We start from the raw sequence: 17,867 nt of genomic DNA on the forward strand, positions 1-17,867 counted from the left end.
CCAGGCTCGCTCCGCCACGTCACGGCAGCAACCGCCGTCGAGTCATGCGCGGGCGAACGCCAGCAGCTCGTCATTCAATCGTCGCGCGTGCGTCAGATACAACGCATGCGGCCCGCCCTCGTAGACGCTCAGCGTCGCGTGCGGCACGCGCTTCGCCGCGGCGGCGCCCGTGAGCGCGAGCGGCACCGTCTGGTCGTCGTCGCCGTGAATCACGAGCGTCGGCACGTCGAACTTGTCGAGATCCGCCCTGAAATCGGTCTCGGAAAACGCGCCGACGCAATCGAGCGTGCCCTTCAAGCCGCCCTGCAGCGCCATGAAGGACGTCCAGTCGAGCGCGGCGCGCGAGATCGTCGAAGCGGCCCGGTTCGAACCGGTGAACAGCGGCCAGAATTGCTCGAAGAATGCCGCGCGGTCGGCCATGATGCCCGCGCGGATACCGTCGAACACGGCCACGTCGACACCGTCCGGATGGTCGTCGCGCCGCGCGACCAGCGGCGTCACCGATCCGATCAGGACGGCCTTCGCGATGTGTCGCGTGCCGTGCCGGCCGATGTAGCGGGCCACTTCGCCGCCGCCCATCGAAAAGCCGACGAGCGTCACGTCGCGCAGCCCGAGCGTCTCGATCAGCGTCGCGAGGTCGTCCGCCAGCGTATCGTAGTCGTAGCCCGTCCACGGCTGGCCGGACCGGCCGAAGCCGCGCCGGTCGTAGGCGATGCAGCGAAAGCCGTTCGACGCGAGATGATGCATCTGGACGTCCCACATGTCCGCATTCAACGGCCAGCCGTGAATGAACACGACCGGTCGCCCTGCTCCCCAGTCCTTGTAGTGAATCGAAACGCCGTCGCGTGTCGTGAACGTGCTCATGTGGGTTTCTTCCTCAGCGGTGAAAAAGTGGCGGCCGCCAGCCAGGGCCGACGGACGGATCATGAACGGGACAGCCTGGCGATGAACCGCTCCAGTTCGGACGCGAGGATCACCTCCCGGTAGTTCGCGGGGCGCTTCGCGCCGCGCCATTGCGGCTTGTAGATCGCATCGCCCGTGTGAATCGTGATGCCGGTCAGCGCGCAGCGCCCGAGGGCGCGAGACTTTGCGCTGATCCAGCGCTGCTCGTCGTAGCGGCAGCGCGTCGGGTCGCTCCACGAGATCAACACCGACGAATCGGTCTGCCGCTCGGCGGCGACGATCGCGCACCGGCGGCGCGCGCCGCCGCTCGACGCGGGCGGCGCGTCGTCACGATGGCGACGGCGCACGGGGTCCGGGTCGCGAAGATGCGACGGCGCACACCGACTCGCGGCCGGCGACGGGTCGAGCAGCGTCATCACGTGCTCCCAGCGATTGAATTCGTCCATGGCGGCGTACCCAGGCAAGTGGCGAGCGGTCCGGATGTTGCACACCCGCCCGCGTCGCGATCGCCATCCGCCGACGCGGACCGGCACCGACCCGCGACGGGATGACCTGATGCTGACGATAGCGAGCCGCCGCTGAAGAGTCTTTATTCCGGGCTTAAATTTTCTGGCCGGTGCATTTGCGCGGCATGCGCCGCGACCGGCTTCATGAAAATTCAGCCCGATTTCAGTACATGGCGCATGACCGCGGGATAGGCTCCTGTCGACGTTCGTTCGCTGCCTTCGCGCGCCTGCCGGCCCGCGACCGCGAACGCACGCCGGCTGCCGGCGCGATTGCCGCATGCGGGCAGATCCGAACCATCCATCCAACGCGGCATCGTTCCACCGCACGTTCAAGGAGTTCCCATGCGTCCAGCAGACATCGACGCCGTTCCCTCGGCGCGTCGCCGAGACATGCTGCTTGCCGGCGCGACCGCCGTTGCAGCCGCCGCGCTGCCGGCCGCCGCCGCCGCCGCCCCCAAACACGCCGCTTCCGCCCATCAAGGAGCCCATGCGATGAATACGATCACCACCAAAGACGGTACGCAGATTTACTTCAAGGACTGGGGCAGCGGCCGCCCGGTCGTCTTCTCGCACGGCTGGCCGCTGTGCGCCGACGCGTGGGACTCGCAGATGCTGTTCCTCGTGCAGCACGGCTACCGCGTGATCGCGCACGATCGCCGCGGTCACGGCCGCTCGAGCCAGCCGTCGCAAGGCAACGACATGGACACGTATGCCGACGATCTCGCGGCGCTGATGAATGCGCTCGACCTGCGCGAAGCCACGCTCGTCGGCCACTCCACCGGCGGCGGCGAAGTCGCGCACTACATCGGGCGCCACGGCACGAAGCGTGTGTCGAAGGCCGTGCTGATCGGCGCCGTGCCGCCGCAGATGGTGAAATCGGCGTCCAATCCCGGCGGCCTGCCGATGGACGTGTTCGACGGGATCCGCAAGAACGTCGCCGAGAACCGTTCGCAGTTCTACAAGGATCTCGCCGTGCCGTTCTTCGGCTTCAACCGTCCGAATGCCAAGGTGTCGCAGGGCACGATCGACGCGTTCTGGGCGCAGGGCATGATGGGCGGCATCCATGGCCAGTATCTGTGCGTCAAGGAATTCTCCGAGGTCGACTACACCGACGACCTGAAGAAGATCGACGTCCCGACGCTGATCCTGCACGGCGACGACGACCAGATCGTGCCGATCGACGATTCGGCTCGCCTGTCCGCGAAGATCGTGAAGCACGCGGAGCTCAAGGTCATCCCCGGCGGCGCGCACGGGATGTGCGTCGTCGACGCAGACCGGATCAATGCCGAACTGCTCGCGTTTCTGAAAGCGTAAGCGCACGCGTCACCGTACGGCGCGCCCGGCCACCACGCCGGCGCGTCGTTTGGCACGTTTCAGGATTTTTCAGGTCGTCGCGATTCCGTTGCGGCGTGCACGATCGCCAGGATCGTCGATGCGGGATATCCGCCGATCCGGCGTCGGGCGCTTACGACGCACGCGCCGGCCTGAGCAGCATGCCGATCAGCGCCCCCGCGACCGCGAACGTCATCGCGACACGGAAATTGTCTGCGAGTGCGAGCGTCGTCGCCTGGACGCGGACGGCCCGATCGAGCAACACATAGGCCGCCTGGTCGCCGGTCGCGAAGGTCGCGCCGTGCGACACGAGCGACGCCGCACCGGCCCGCAAGCGCTCCAGCGTTTGCGGATCCGACAGCGTGACATGCAGACCGACGAGATTCGAATGGGTAGCCTCCATGATGCGCTGGATCACCGCGATCGACGTCGTGCCGAGTTGCCCGCTCAGCAGGCGCGTCGTCTGCACGACGGCGCCGAACGTCAGCGCGTGCTCGGCCGTCACGTGCTTGCCGAAGAAGAACACGACCGACGTGAGCGCCATCGTCTGACCCAATGCCTGAAGCAGCTGCGACGGGATGAAGTCGGGTTCGGCCCAGACGGGCGTGAGTTGCGCGCCGAGCGCGAACGCGACCGCCACCATCGCAAAGCCAGCCACGATCAGCCGGCGCGGATCGACGCGTTGCAGCAGCCACGCCACGCACGGCGCGAACAGCAGTTGCGGCATCGCGATCCAGCGCAGCGTGTCGCCGATCTGCAGCGGGCGCAGCCCGTAGGTGCTCGCGAGAAACGCCGACGGAATGAAGCTCGTGTTGAGCACGGTAAAGCGCACGAGGCCGACGAGCAGGATCAGCAACGCGACGTTGGGCAGCGCGAGGTAGCCGAGATCGAGCCCGGCCCGTCGCGACGCCAGTTCGTGGATCAGGAACGCGGCCACCATCACGACGCCGATGCACAGCAGCGCGACGATCAGCGGCGACTGGAACCAGAACAGCCGCTCGCCCTGATCGAGCGCGACGCACAGGCACGCGAACCCGCCGGCGCCGAGCAGCATGCCGCGCGCGTCGATGCCGGACGCGAGGCGCTTGATCGGCTCGGTGGACAGCGACAGCATCAGGCAGACGATGAACGGCACGGTCAGCAGCGCGTTCTGCCAGAACAGCCAGCGCCAGCTCAGGTGTTCGCTGTACCACCCTTCGAGCGTCGCCGAGAGGTTGAGCGACATCTCGAGGTTCATCGCATACGCGGCGATGCCGAACGGAATCAGCCGTGGCGGCAGCGTGCGGACGACGAACCCGACGGTCAGCGGCACGAACACGCCGGACGCGAAACCGGCCACGCTCTGGAACACGATGAACGTGCCGAAATTCGTGCACAGCGGCAGCACGCTTTCGACGACCAGGAATACCGCGGCACCCGCCAGCAGCACGCGACGCGTGCCGAACACGAAGGCCGCCGCGATCGCGAGCGGCCCGACGAACATCTGCGATGCGATGAACACGGTGTTGATCCACGCGCCCTCGTCGAAACCGACGCCGAGCGCGCCGCGCACGTCGGCGAGCCCGAGCGACGTGATGCGCGACGTCAAGGTCGAAATGATCGCGCCGAGCAGCACCGCCGCGATCGCGGCGATCGAACGAAACGTCGGTATGTCGGAGGCCGGCGCTGCGGCCGGCGCCGGTGTCGTGCCACCGGGGGCGAACGTGGTGTTCATCGTCGAGCGGCTCCCGCACAAAAGGCTCGCGCAAGCATAGCGCGATGTGACGAATCCCGTCTGTTCCATGGAGTATCCCGATCGTGACCACGAACTCGCCGGACGTGCCGCCCACCTCCCCCGCGCGCTCGCGCAAGTGGCCGGTCGTATTGATCGCCGGATGCGCGCTGCTGCTCGTCGCGCTGCTGGTCTATGAATTCGACGCGCATGACCGCGGCACCGACGACGCGTACGTGACAAGCCACCTGCACGTGATCTCGCCGCGCGTGGCCGGCACGGTCGAGCGCGTGCTGGTGGACGACAACCGGTTCGTGCATGCGGGCGACCCGCTCGTGCGGCTCGATCCGCGCGATTTCGACGTGCGCGTCGCGCTGCAGCGCGCCCGCGTCGCACAAGCGCACTCCGATGCGAGCCGTGCGAAGGCGCTGGTCGAGCAAGCCGACGCGGCGCTCGTGTCGGCACGCGCGGACGCCGAGAAGGCCGAGCTCGACTACGCACGGGCACGCGAACTGACCCGCGAAACCCCGCGCGGATTGTCGCAGCAGGAATTCGATGCCGCCAACGCGGCGCGCAAGTCCGCCCGCGCGCGCATCGACGCGGCCGAAGCGCAGCAGCGCAGCGCGCAGGCCGCGCGGCAGGCCGCCGATGCCGTGTCGAACCAGAACGACGCCGAGTTGCGCGATGCGGAGCTGCAGCGTCAGTACACGACCGTCGTGGCGCCGTCGGACGGCTACGTCGGCAAGAAGACGGTCGAGACCGGCGAGCATGTCGCACCCGGTCAGGCGCTGCTCACGGTCGTCGAACCGCACCCGTGGGTGGTTGCGAACTTCCGTGAAACCCAGCTTCGGCATGTGCGCACCGGCGACGTCGTGCAGTTGCGCTTCGACGCGCTGCCGGACCGGACCTTCAGCGGACACGTCGACAGCCTGTCGCCCGCGACGGGCGGGCAATTCTCGCTGTTGCCGCCCGACAACGCGACCGGCAACTTCACGAAGGTCACGCAGCGGGTGCCCGTCAAGATCCTGCTGGACGGCCCGGCCTCGACCGAGCCGCGTATTCGGCCCGGCCTGTCGGTCATCGTCTCGCTGCAACGCAGCCGCACGCAGCCATGACCCGCCTCGCCGCCCTGCTCGCCGCCGGCCTGCTGAGCGCGTGCACGATCGCGCCGCAGCCGCTCGCTCCCGTCGCGGTCGGCTCCGACCGGTTCCGCCATGCGGATGCGCCTGGCGAACCCGCACCGTCGCTCGTCGAATGGCCCGCATCGTTCGGCGATCCGCCACTCGTCGCGCTCGTCGATGCCGCGCTCGCCGGCAATCAGGACATCCGCGCCGCCGCGGCGCGCGTCGACCAGGCGCAGGCGCTGCTCGGCGTGCGCGAAGCCGCGCTGGCGCCGACCGTCGGCGTCGATCCGTCGTTCAGCCGCTCGCGCGTATCCGGCACGGTCGACAACGCATTGCCGAAACGCACGATGCACAACTGGTCGGTGCCGTTCAACGCCAGCTATGAAGTCGATCTGTGGGGGCGCCTGCGTGGCGATGCGGAGATCGGCAGGCAGAACGTGCTGCAGGCCGACGCGGATCGTGCAGCCGTTCGACTACGCGTCGCGACGGATGTCGCGAGCGACTACCTGACGCTCCATTTCGTCGAGCAGGATCTCGCGACGCTCGCCCGCGCGATCGAGCTGCGACGCACCGCGCTCGACGTGATCGCCGCGCGCGTGCGGGCCGGCGCGGCAAGCGATCTCGACGCGCTGCGTGCGGCGGCCGATCTCGATACGGCTCGCGCCGATTTCGCGGACAGCCGGCGGCTGCGCGAAAACCTCGTCGATGCGCTCGCCGTGCTGACGGGTGTGTCGCCGACCGCCTTCGCGGTCGCGCCAACCGCGTCCGCCATGCGCGTGCCGGAAGTGCCGCCCGGTCTGCCGTCCGCGCTGCTCGCGCAACGCCCGGACGTCTATGCGGCGGCGCGCCGCGTCGACGCGGCGTCCCTCGAAATCGGCGTCGCCCGCACCGCGTGGCTTCCGACCTTGACGCTGACCGCCCAGGGCGGATTCGCCAGCCGCGACCTCCACACGTTTCTCGACCGCAACAGTTCGCTGTGGGGCCTCGGCGCGAGCGTGGCCGAAACGGTGTTCGACGGCGGCAAGCGCGAGGCCGCAGTGGCCGCCGCGACGGCCGGCGCGGCACTCGCCGACGCGAACTATCGCGCGACCGCGCTGGGCGCGTTGCGCGAAGTCCAGGATGCGCTCAACGACATCGCCGCGCAGAAGGAGCGGATCGTGCGCTACGACAGCGCGGCCCGCGCCACCGAAGCAGCGGCGCGGTTGTCGCTGAACCGTTACGGGCACGGCTACGTCAGCTATCTCGAGGTCATCGACGCGGACCGGGACGCACTGACCGCGCAACGCCAGCTGATTCATAGCCGCCAGGCACTCGCCATCGCGACGGTCGATCTCGTGCGCGCGCTGGGCGGCGGATGGGCGCCGCCTGCAGCGAAACCGGCGAACGTCGCGAATCGCGAAGACCGGTTCTGAAAAAACATCAACGCGCCCTCGGCCTCGGTTCAAACGGCCTCACGTATTTTCATATCGCTCTTAAGCTAACCTAACGTTTTTTGCGTTGCCTGGCGCCGGCGTGCCGCATAAATTGGTCATGTCCGAATCCACTGAAGCGAGACGTGTCATGGATCGCCTGAAAACACTCGAGATACTCAAGACGGTTGCCGAACAAGGCAGCTTCACGAAAGCCGCCGAAGCCCATCGGCTCGGCGTTCCCTGCATCAGCCGCGCGATCCGGTGCCTGGAAACGTCGCTCGGCGTGCTGCTGTTTCACCGCACGACGCGCAAGGTGACGCTGACGCGCGTCGGCGAGGACGTGCTCGAGCAGGCGCGCGCGTTGCTGGAGCAATACGAGCACTTTTCGGATTGCTGTCACGCCAATGCCAGCGAGATGGACGGCGACATCTCGATCGAGGTGTCGAACCTGTTCGGCGTCGATCGCCTGGTGCCGGTGCTGGCCGATTTCAATCGGCAGCATCCGCTCGTGCGAATCCGGGTCGACTGGGTCGACCACCCGAGCGCGGCCCTGAGCGGCGAAACGGATCTCTCGATCGTCACCGAACGCACGTCGAGCCTGACGTGCATCGAGCGGCGCCTTGGGCGCATCCCGATGGGCCTTTACGCGAGCCCGGTGTATCGAGCCGCGGGTGGGGCAACCGACTCGCCACAGGCGCTCGAACGCATGGATGCGCGCGGCGGCAAACCGGGTAGCGGCTCGGTATGGCCGCTGCGGCACCGGCGTACCGGCGCGAGCGCCGAGATACGGCTGGCCGGCGCGATCCGCTCGAACTGCCTCGATGCGCTGATTCTCGCGACAGCCCGCGGCACCGGCTTCGCGGTGCTTCCGGAGCATCTCGCGCGGCCGCTCGAGCGCGACGGCGCACTCGTTCGCCTGCTGCCCGACTGGCAGGTCGGTGACCTCGACGCATCGCTGCTCTATCACTCGCGCCGGAACCTGCCCGCGCGCATCAGAACGCTCGCCGAACATCTCGTCGCGGCGTTCGACGACAACCCCGATACCCGGCCGGCAGCGCGACACGACGCGCGCGCCGTCACGCACACCGCGGATGCCGACAGCGAAGTGGCCGCATGAATGCCGTCGTCCGCATCGTAGCGGCCCGGCGCACCGCGTCGAAGCCGGCGCCGTTGCGTCGAACGATCAGGCCGTCCCGCTCAGTCGCGCGCGCCGGCCGGGCCCACGCCCAGCGCCTCGGCTTGCCGCACGAGATCCGGCAGCGTGCGGACCTGCATCTTCTTCATGACCTGGGCCCGATGCACCTTCACCGTGATTTCCTGCAGCCCGAGATTCGCTGCGATCTGCTTGTTCATCAGGCCAGCGACCACGAGGCTCATCACTTCTCGTTCGCGTGGCGTCAACGACGCATAGGCCGCGCGCACCGCGTCCAGCGCACGGTCGCGCGCGAGGCGCTCGCCATCGCGGGCCAGTGCGTGACCGACGGCATCGAGCATCGCATCGTCGTCGAACGGCTTCGTCAGGAAGTCGAGCGCGCCGCCCTTCATCGCCTTGACCGTCGTGGCCACGTCGCCGTAACCGGTCATGAACAGGATCGGCACGTTCAGGCCCGCTCGCACCGCTTCCTCCTGAAGGGCCAGCCCGCTCTCGTCGGCGAGACGCACGTCGAGGATCAGGCAACTCGGCACGGCAGGCCGCTCGAACGCGAGAAACGCCCGCGAAGACGCAAACGTCTCGACGCGCCATCCCGCCGAACGCAACAGCGAGCTCAACGCGCGCCGCAGCGTTTCGTCGTCGTCGACCACATAGACGATCGGGGCGGAGTCGCCCCCGCCCCGGTTGCCGATCGACGTCATATCCGGCGTGCTCGCCATTGCATTTCCTGTGTAGGCATCCGCTTCATTATCGAATGATAAACTAAGAACAGGCCGACCGGAACCGCCGCGCCGCCTGCGGCGCGGCCGGTCGATGGGCCGCCGCTCACGCAGGCGGCGCGCCGGATGCGATGTGATCGATCAGGTTGAGCATATCGTCCGATGGAAACGGCTTGCGCAAGAACGCGACCGCGCCTTGCGCAAGCGCGCGACGGACCGACTCGTCGTCGCCGTGCGCCGACATGAAGATGACCGGAAGCGTCGCCTTGCGCTGGACCAGCAGACGCTGGACGTCGAGACCGCTCATCCCCTTCATCTTCAGATCGACCAGCACGCAAACCACGTCGTCCAGCGGGCCGGCCGCGAGGAATTCCTCGCCCGACGCGAACGGCAATGCGGTATGGCCAGCCGATTTCAGCAGGCTGGCAAGACTCTTACGGACCGACGCATCGTCATCGATGATGCAAACAATGGCCATGAAATGAGAACCTGAAAATTTTGTCAATCCAGAACATCGCCATGCAGCTTACGCCGCGTCGGACGGCGTTACCGCTGCGCGCCACGCGCGCACAACCCGTGTGTCACGCCCACGACCGTGCCGCCAGCAGCGGTTGCACGGACGTCGCCTGCGCCGGCGGCAGCGTCTCCGCGCGCGCCTCGCCGACGAAGGACGCACACCGGGCATGCAGGCGGCCGGCTTCGCCCGACTCCGCCAGCTTCTCGAGCGCATACGCACGCACGACCTCGAGCAGCGAATAATGCTTCGAGAGTCCGACCGAATGGACGACCAGCAGCGATTTCGATGCAAGGCTGACCAGGCAGTCGAGCACGCGGGCGGCACCCAGTTCGTCGCAGGCGGCCAGCGCGCACGCCGCATCGAGCCGGAACGCATCCGGAAATACCGCGAGGCGGCACAGCACGGTGCGCTCCGCATCGTCGAGCAGCCGATAGCTCCATTCGATGGTGGCCCTGAGGTTCTGCTGGCGCGGATGCGCCGTACGCAGACCGCCGGACAACGACAGGACAGACTTGTCGAGATCGGCTGCCAGCCCCTGGATCCCGAGCAACGCGACGCGGGCCGCGCCGAGCTCGAGCGCGAGCGGCAGGCCGCTCAGGCGGCGGCAGATGGTCGCGATCGCGTCCAGCGTCTTCGCATCCGCGGGAATGTCGGTGCCCATCGCGCGCGCCCGGGCCAGAAACATGCGCACCGCACCGCACGCGACGATCTCGCCCTCGTTCGCGCCGGCCGGCGGCACGGGCAGCGGCCCGACGCGATAAACGCGCTCGCCGGCGACACGCAGCGGTTCGCGGCTGGTCACGACGAGTATCGTGCCGGCATTCGCCTCCGCGATCGCTTCGCAGAGGTCCGCCAGTTCGTCGACATGCTGCTCGGCGTTATCGAGCACCAGCATGACGCGCTGCGCGGCGATCGCGCGCACGACGTCGGCCGGCCCGGCGGCCGGGCCGAGCGGCAGGTCGAGCGCGTCCAGCACCGCGGACTCCAGCGTCGCGCCGCCCTGCCAGCCGGCAAGATCGATCCGGACCATCTCGATGCCGCGCACCGCCGACCAGGCCGTCGCCACCTCCAGCGCGAGATGCGTCTTGCCGACGCCGCCGGGGCCGACCAGTGTCACGAGCGCTTCGCGCTCGAGCAGCGTGTGCAGTTCGGCCGCTTCCTGCTCGCGGCCGATCAGCGGACATTTGCGCGGGGCGGTGCCCGCGCGGGTGCCGCGCGCCGGCTCGACCCGGTCCGGCTGACGGTCCGCATAGGCCAGGTCGGCCGGCGGCGCGAGCCGATAGCCGCGGCCCGATTCGGTTCGTATCCACCCGTGCTTGCCGCCGAACAGCTTGCGCAGCGTCGAGACGTGCACCTGGATGTTGTTCTCGACCACGATCGTGTTCGGCCACACCGCTTGCATGATCTCGTCCTTCGACACGAGCCTGCCGGCCGCCTTCACCAGCAGCTCGAGAATCTCGAATGCCCGGGCGCCGATATACCGGGGCTGCCCGTCGACGCAGACTTCGCGACACTCAAGGGAAACCGTCACCCGCCCGAACGTGTACATGATCCGCACTCGCTTATGCTGCTCCGCACCTTGCGCCGCCTCGCGAGGCGACACCCCCTGTTCGGCCCGCCGGACACGCATCGATGCGTGTCGGGAGGCTTGAACCTATCGTATGGCGTGGCAGGCGCGCCGGCCATTATCTATAGGTTTAGTCGGGTACCGGCCGGCTCGGTCGTCGGGAATGGTGCGCGGTGGGGTACTGCAGAGTTCGTCGGACTGATGGACAATGCACGGGCCGCCGCCCGAACGTGCGCAATCCAGCCCGGCCGATTTCGTATGACGCGCCGGTTACACCCTGCTCCACCGAACCTGCCCCTACCGTGAACCAACCCTTGCGCGCCCCGGACGACACGAAGCGAATGGATGCCGACTGGCTGGCGCGCGCCCGCCTGTCGAATGCCGTCCGATCGGGCGACGTGCTGTGGTTCGACCTGACCGACGCAGGAACGGGGCAGGTGTGGTCCGCGTGCCAGACCGGGTGGGAATCCGACCAGCGCTGCCGGCAATTCGAGCACGAATACGCATTGAACGAAGCGCTGGAGCCGGCGTGGGCGCTCATGCCGGTTTCGCTGATCCGCGCCGCGGACGGCCCGGTGCTCGTCTATCCCCGCCCGGACGTGCGTGGCTTCGACACGCTGGCGGACGGGCGGCTGCCGCTCGACGTCTTTCTCGACGCGGCGATCCAGGCCGCGCGCACGCTCGGGGAGCTTCATCGGCGCGGCTGGCTGCATGGCGATCTGCAACCGGCCAGTTTCGTCATCGCACCGGACGGCACGGTGATGCTCCGCTCGTTCGCCCATGCGTGGGACCGTCGGACGGAACGCGCCGTGGCGAGTACGATGCGCACCGATTTCGCGGCCTACGCGGCGCCCGAAGTCTCCGACGGCTCATGCGTCGACGAGCGTTCCGACCTGTATGCGTTCGGCATCACGCTGTTCCGACTGCTGACGGGCGCGATGCCTTACAAGGCCACGTCGACGTCCGAATGGGTCCACGCGCATGTCGCCATGCAGCCGGCGACGGCCACCACCTTTCGCGACGACCTGCCTGCCGTCCTGAGCGACCTGATCCTGAAACTGATCGCCAAGGAGCCCGCCGATCGCTACCCGTCCTGCGAAACGGTGCAGCACGATCTCGAACGTATCCGGCGCGACTGGCTGGCCGCAGGCCGCGTCGAGCCGTTCGCGCTCGGCGGCAGCGATCCGCTCGCCGGCTTGCGCGCGCCCGATCAGCTGGTCGGCCGCGAAGCCGAATCCCGCCGGCTCGAGGCGGTGCTGGCGGCCGTATCGCGAACCGGCGAAACGGCCATTGTCCTGATCGACGGGCCGGCCGGCGTCGGCAAGACCGCACTGGCGGAGGACTTCATGCGCCATGCGCGAGCGGCGCGGCGCACGGCCTGGTGCACGTCGGCGAAGGTCGATCAATTCCAGCCCGCACGGCCCTACGCGCCCGTGCTGCAGGCATTGCGCGCGCTGTTCGGCAGCGCGCTGGCCAGGCCCGACGACGAAATCGCGGCGATCGCCGCGCGGCTGCGCGACTGTGTGGGCCGTCAGGCCAGCCTGCTGTCCGGCATCCTCCCGGAGATTGCGTGGCTGCTCGATGTCGAGCCCGTCGCGTTCGACCATACCGATGCGATTCCGGAATTTCATCTGTGCCAGATCGTCGTGAATGCCTTCCGTGCGTTCGCGGCGCCGGCCGAACCGCTGGTCATGGCGCTGGACGACATCCAGTGGGCAGACGACGCGACGCTCGCGTTTCTTGCGTCGATCGCGGTCGATCCGCCCGCCAATTTCTACATCGTGGCCGGTTATCGAAGCGGGCCGCAACACGATCACACACCGGCGTTCCGCCGCTTCCTGCAACAGCTCGACCCCGTCCGCCTGTCGGCCTTGACGCTGGCGCCGCTCGACGCACCCGACGTCACGCACATGCTGGCCGGCATGCTCGGGGAGGCGCCGGCCCGGCTGTCGGGGCTCGGCGACATCGTTCACCGCAGGACGGGCGGCAATCCGTTCCACATCCAGCACCTGCTGCGCACGCTGATCGACGAGCGGCTCCTCGGCTACGACCCGATGCGGCAAACGTGGCAGTGGCGTGCGTCGGACATCGACGCGCACCACCCGACCGAGAACATCGTGAGCCTGCTCGCGATCCGGATGCAGCGGCTGCCGCCTGAATCGAGAACGCTGCTGTCGCTGCTGGCCTATATCGGCACCGATGCCGACGACGCGCTGTTGTGCGCCGCCGCCGGCAAGACGTGGGCCGAACTCCGTTTCTGGCTGGACCCCGCGCGCCAGGCGGGCCTCGTGTCGCTCTCCGGCAACCGCTGGCGCTTCGTTCACGACCGCATCCTCGAAGCCGTCCACGCGCTTGCCGGGCGCGCGGAGCGCGCGCAGTCCCACGCCCGGATCGCCGCCGCGATGCTCGGCCGCGCGAACGCGCGGTCGACCGAATCCCTGCTGGAACTCGCCACTCAGATCGAGCAGGCGAAAACCGCGCCGCTCGACGGCGTGCTCGCGCTCGCTTTCGCGGATGCCCTGGTCGCCGCCGCAGAGGCGGCGGCCCCCGCCGCCGCGCGCGATCGCGCGCTGTCGTTTCTCGCGTCCGCGCAAGCGCTGCTCGGTCCTCATGCGTGGTCGCAGCACTACGGTCTCGCGAGCCGGATCGGCATCCTGCGCAGCGGCCTGCTGCTCGCGATCGGCGAAACCGCGCAGGCATCCGACGCGATCGACGAGCTCATGGCGCGTACGCGCACGCCGGCCGATCGTGCCGAGGCGCACCGGCTGAAGGCCGCGCAACTCACGGTGGAGTCGCGCTACCGGCAAGCCGTCGACGTCGCGCTGGCCGGGCTGGCGCTGCTCGGCGTGGAACTGCCGGCCGAGCCGGCCGAAGCCGATCTCGCGGCAGCCTGCGACGCCGTGCGGGAAGCCCTCGACGGCCGCGCCATCCGCGACCTCGTCGACCTGCCCGTGATGACCGATGCGCGCGTCGAAGCCACGATGGCGCTGCTGACCGCACTCGAAGCCGCGATGTTCTATCCGAGCGGCGGGCTGATGTTGCTGCATTTCGCGACGATGGTCCGGCTGACCCTGCGCCACGGCATCACCGCCGCGTCGGTGCAGGGGCTTGCGTGGTACGGCGTCAGCATCGTCGGGCATCACGACGCGTATGAAGACGGCTTCGAATTCGCGAAGGTCGCGCTCGCACTGGTCGATCGCCACGGCTTCGAGCGCTACCGCTCCGCGACGCTGATCGCGCTCGACCAGGTGAGCGTCTGGACCCAGCCGCTGTCCTACGCACTCGAGCGCGCACGCGATGCGAAAGCGGCAGGCAATGCAAGCGCGGAGCTGCGCTGGATGTGCTACAGCTGCAACCATATCGTCAGCGATCTGCTCTCGATGGGCGAAGCACTGCCGGCGATCCGCGACGAGATCGATCCGCTGCTGCAGATCGCACGCGGCGCGCGTTACGACGACATCGTCGATCTCGTGTCCACCCAGTCCGAATTCATCGACGCGCTGCAGCTCGGCTACCACCGGCCGATCGGCTCCTGGCGTGCCCGGCCGTCGACGAAGACACCGATGTCGGTCCTGCAGTTCTGGACCGACGTGCTCGCCGGCCAGGCGGCCTTCATTTTCGGCGACGCGGACGCGGCGCGTGCGTCGCTCGAGGCAGCCGCTTCGAGCGCGTGGTCGACGCCCGCGCACATCATGCTGTCCGACTTCCACCTGTTCGGCGTACTGGCCGGCATCGCGAGCGACCGCGGCGCCACGCCGCCCGAGCGGCTGCTCGAACGCCATGCGCCGCAACGCGCCCGCTTCGCCGCGTGGAGCGAACGCAATCCGGCGACGTTCCGCAACAAGCTCGCGCTGATCGACGCCGAATTCGCGCGCGTGCGCGGCGACCATATCGTCGCGATGCAGCAGTACGAGGCGTCGGCCAGCCTCGCGGCGGAACATGGTTTCGTGCACGAACAGGCGCTCGCGCACGAACTGGCCGCGCATCACGCCACGTCGCTCGGGCTCGCCGGCCCCGCGCGACACCAATTGCGGCTCGCCCATGCGTGCTACCGGCGCTGGGGCGCGACCGGCAAGGCGCAGGCGATGGAAGCGCAGCATCCGTTCCTCGTGATGGACCCGTCGCCGGGCGGCCCTGCCCTGCCCGCGCGCGAAGATCTCGATTTCGCGCTCGCGATGCGCGCGGCCCATTCGCTGTCCGAAGAAATCGTGCTGGAGCGCCTGATCCAGACGCTGATGCGCAACATGATCGTGTACGCCGGCGCACGCTATGGCCTGCTGCTGCTCGCCCGGCACGACCGGCTGACGATCGAGGCGACCGCGCGCGTCGTCGGCAGCGACGTGATCGTCGATATTGCCCGCGGCGAACCGACCGAGCAGGATGTCCCGCTGTCGATCCTGAACACCGTCGCCCGGACCCGCAAGCCGGTCGTGCTCGCGAACGCGCAGCGCGAAGGCATGCCGGACCACGCCGACAGCCTGCGCGCGCATCCGACGCGCTCGCTGTTCTGCCTGCCGCTGTTGAAGCAGGGTGCGCTGATCGGCGTGCTGTATCTCGAGAATGCGTTGACCAACGGCGTGTTTTCGCAACGGCGCATCGCGATGCTGGAAGTGCTCGCGCCGCAAGCGGCCAATGCGCTCGAATCCGCCCGGCTCTATGCGGAACTGATCGACGAGAACGCGCGCCGGCTCGAGACCGAGGCCGCGCTGCGGCATGCACGAACCGAGCTCGCGCGCACCGCGCACATGACGGTGATGGGCGAACTGGCCGCATCGATCGCGCACGAGATCAATCAGCCGCTGACGAGCATCGTGTCGAGCGTCGGCGCGTGCATGCGCTGGCTGCGCGGCACGCAGCCCGATCTCGGCGAAGCGCTCGCGAGCCTCGAGGACATTCGTGCATCCGGCGTGCGGGCGGCCGACATCGTCCGCGCGTTGCGATCGCTCGCACGCCAGGCACCGCCCGCGCTGGCGCCGCTCGCGATCGACGACCTGATTCGCGACATGCTGCACCTCACCGCGACCGAAATCGACGCGAAGCAGGTCGCGCTGTGCGTCGACCTGCATTGCAACGACATCCACGTGATGGCGGATCGCACCCAGATCCAGCAGGTGATCCTGAACCTGGTCACCAACGCGCTCGACGCGATGGACGGACTGGCCACAACGTGCGAACTCGAGATCGCGTCGCACGTCGGCGACGGTTACGCGGTCGTCTCCGTCGCCGACCGCGGCGCCGGTATCGATGCCGAGATCGCGAACCGGATCTTCGATCCGTTCTTCACGACGAAATCGCACGGCATGGGAATGGGCCTCGCGATCTGCCGATCGATCGTCGAAGCGCATGGCGGCACGCTCGAAGCCGCGCCGCGCGACGGGAACGGCACCGTACTGACGTTCCGGCTGCCGGTTTCAACGACGCGATGACGCATGGGCCGAGCACGCGGCGGAACCGGCGCCGCGCGGCTCAGGCTCGAGTGCCGCTCGACCGATGCGCGTCTTCGCCGAGGAACCGGTGCACGAACGTCACGGCCATCGCCCCTTCGCCGACCGCCGACGCCACCCGCTTGACCGAACCCGAGCGCACATCGCCCGCCGCGAACGAACCGGGCACACTCGTTTCCAGATAGTAAGGCCGGCGCTCGAGCGGCCACACGCGCTCGAATGCCGGGCAGTCGTACAGGTCGCTGCCGGTCACCAGATAGCCGCCCGGATTGCGGATGATGTTCGTATCCCGGGCCCATTCGGTGTTCGGCGCACCGCCGATGCAGACGAACAGGTGCGTCGCCGGCAGCACTTCGCTTGCACCGTCTTCCGAACGAATCACGATCGCTTCGAGCCGGCCGTCGCCGTGCAGCGCGTCGACGGTCGAGCCGTAGCGCACCGTCACGTTCGGCATGCGCTCGATCCGGTCGATCAGGTAGCGCGACAGCGTCGCCGCCAGCGACGCGCCCCTGACGATCATCGTGACTTCGCGCGCGTGCCGCGCGAAGTTCATCGCGGCCTGCCCCGCGGAATTGCCGCCGCCGACGATGAATACGTGCTTGCCTTCGCACATCGGCGCTTCGCTCGACCCCGCGCCGTAGAACAGCCCGGCGTTGAGAAACTTCTGTTCGTCGGGCAGGCCGAGACTGCGGTATTCGATCCCGGTCGCGCAGATGTTCGAGCGCGCGGTCAGGATCGAGCCATCGGCCAGGTCGACGCGAATTTTTCCGTCGACGAACGTCGCGTGCACGCCCTCGCGCATCATCAGCAGTTCGACGCCGAACTTCACCGCCTGCTGGCGCGCGCGCTCGGCCAGCTCGGCGCCCGGAATGCCCTCCGGGAACCCCATGTAATTCTCGATCAGCGAACTCGTGCCCGCCTGCCCGCCGATCGCATCGCGTTCGATCACGACGGCCCGCAGCCCTTCCGACGCCGCGTAGACGGCCGCCGACAGGCCGGCCGGACCGGCGCCGTAAATCGATACGTCGTACTCGATGAAACGCGGCCGGGCGACCCAGCCGAGCTTGGCGGCAATCTCCGGCAGCGTCGGCTGGAAAATGCACGAGCCGTCCGGAAAAATGACGGCCGGCAACCGGATGTCGCGCAGCGGCGCGATGCCCAGCTCGCGCACGCAATCGGTGTCGGACGTCAACTCGCACCATTCGTACTCGACCACGCCGCGCTTCAGGAAGTCGCGGATTGCGTAGGCCTCCTTGCTGTTCGGCAAGCCGATTACCTTGACATGCTGCGACTGAGTCATAAGCGCCTCCCGATGATCGCCATGTCGGATTCCGGCCGGATGTGGCACCGGCCGCACTCGTGACTGTACGTCCTCCCTGCCCTCCGGGCCGACACGCTTAACAAGAATTAAGGTCCGCTCGCGACACGACCGTCCACAATGAACCGTATCCAACCCCGCTCGCAGCTTCGCGCCGGCCG

At 68.4% G+C, this 17,867-nt stretch carries 12 protein-coding genes; 5 read left to right on the top strand and 7 right to left on the bottom strand.

All coding sequences use genetic code 11. From position 1 onward, the window contains the following. Positions 1 to 42 precede the first annotated feature (42 nt). Both DIE11_RS22910 and DIE11_RS22915 read right to left on the bottom strand, forming a co-directional pair. The gene (locus tag DIE11_RS22910) at positions 43 to 864 is read right to left on the bottom strand and encodes an alpha/beta fold hydrolase (protein WP_124627246.1); all 822 of its coding nucleotides are present in this window, start codon (positions 862 to 864) and stop codon (positions 43 to 45) included. A gap of 59 nt (positions 865 to 923) precedes the next feature. Beyond that, the gene (locus tag DIE11_RS22915; RefSeq protein WP_124627248.1) at positions 924 to 1,349 is read right to left on the bottom strand and encodes a DUF3331 domain-containing protein; all 426 of its coding nucleotides are present in this window, start codon (positions 1,347 to 1,349) and stop codon (positions 924 to 926) included. Between the two features lie 552 nt (positions 1,350 to 1,901). On the opposite strand from DIE11_RS22915, the gene DIE11_RS22920 reads away from it, so the two are divergent. Then, the gene (locus DIE11_RS22920; RefSeq protein ID WP_059606166.1) at positions 1,902 to 2,723 is read left to right on the top strand and encodes an alpha/beta fold hydrolase; all 822 of its coding nucleotides are present in this window, start codon (positions 1,902 to 1,904) and stop codon (positions 2,721 to 2,723) included. 151 nt (positions 2,724 to 2,874) lie between these two features. Here the strand turns inward: DIE11_RS22920 and DIE11_RS22925 are convergent, their stop codons facing one another. Next, on the bottom strand, positions 2,875 to 4,455 hold the full coding sequence (locus tag DIE11_RS22925) for an MFS transporter (protein ID WP_124627250.1): 1,581 nt from the start codon (positions 4,453 to 4,455) through the stop codon (positions 2,875 to 2,877). Positions 4,456 to 4,538: 83 nt separating this feature from the next. Between DIE11_RS22925 and DIE11_RS22930 the strand changes: the two genes are divergently transcribed. From DIE11_RS22930 to DIE11_RS22940, 3 genes are all read left to right on the top strand, one after another. Beyond that, positions 4,539 to 5,567, top strand: a complete 1,029-nt coding sequence (locus DIE11_RS22930; RefSeq protein WP_059606160.1) for an HlyD family secretion protein — start codon at positions 4,539 to 4,541, stop codon at positions 5,565 to 5,567. Next, positions 5,564 to 6,988, top strand: coding sequence for an efflux transporter outer membrane subunit (locus DIE11_RS22935; protein ID WP_124627252.1), 1,425 nt, complete (start codon positions 5,564 to 5,566; stop codon positions 6,986 to 6,988). The genes DIE11_RS22930 and DIE11_RS22935 overlap by 4 nt, the downstream gene beginning before the upstream one ends. Positions 6,989 to 7,136: 148 nt before the next feature. Then, on the top strand, positions 7,137 to 8,105 hold the full coding sequence (locus DIE11_RS22940) for a LysR family transcriptional regulator (protein WP_185633804.1): 969 nt from the start codon (positions 7,137 to 7,139) through the stop codon (positions 8,103 to 8,105). 80 nt (positions 8,106 to 8,185) lie between these two features. Here the strand turns inward: DIE11_RS22940 and DIE11_RS22945 are convergent, their stop codons facing one another. From DIE11_RS22945 to DIE11_RS22955, 3 genes are all read right to left on the bottom strand, one after another. Further along, positions 8,186 to 8,860, bottom strand: a complete 675-nt coding sequence (locus tag DIE11_RS22945; protein WP_124627256.1) for a response regulator transcription factor — start codon at positions 8,858 to 8,860, stop codon at positions 8,186 to 8,188. 106 nt (positions 8,861 to 8,966) lie between these two features. Further along, positions 8,967 to 9,338: a response regulator transcription factor gene (locus DIE11_RS22950; RefSeq protein ID WP_124627258.1), complete on the bottom strand. Its 372-nt coding sequence runs from the start codon at positions 9,336 to 9,338 to the stop codon at positions 8,967 to 8,969. A 103-nt stretch (positions 9,339 to 9,441) separates the two neighbouring features. Further along, positions 9,442 to 10,926 (bottom strand): winged helix-turn-helix domain-containing protein, encoded by a 1,485-nt coding sequence (locus tag DIE11_RS22955; RefSeq protein ID WP_185633805.1) that lies wholly within the window; start codon positions 10,924 to 10,926, stop codon positions 9,442 to 9,444. A 359-nt stretch (positions 10,927 to 11,285) separates the two neighbouring features. Between DIE11_RS22955 and DIE11_RS22960 the strand changes: the two genes are divergently transcribed. Continuing rightward, positions 11,286 to 16,370 (top strand): AAA family ATPase, encoded by a 5,085-nt coding sequence (locus DIE11_RS22960; RefSeq protein ID WP_124627262.1) that lies wholly within the window; start codon positions 11,286 to 11,288, stop codon positions 16,368 to 16,370. Between the two features lie 40 nt (positions 16,371 to 16,410). Here the strand turns inward: DIE11_RS22960 and DIE11_RS22965 are convergent, their stop codons facing one another. Continuing rightward, complete coding sequence (locus tag DIE11_RS22965; RefSeq protein WP_124627264.1) at positions 16,411 to 17,688, bottom strand: NAD(P)/FAD-dependent oxidoreductase; 1,278 nt, start codon at positions 17,686 to 17,688, stop codon at positions 16,411 to 16,413. Positions 17,689 to 17,867: the final 179 nt, after the last annotated feature.

Source organism: Burkholderia sp. Bp9012 (assembly GCF_003853825.1).
In the GTDB taxonomy this organism is placed as follows: Bacteria; Pseudomonadota; Gammaproteobacteria; order Burkholderiales; family Burkholderiaceae; genus Burkholderia; species Burkholderia diffusa.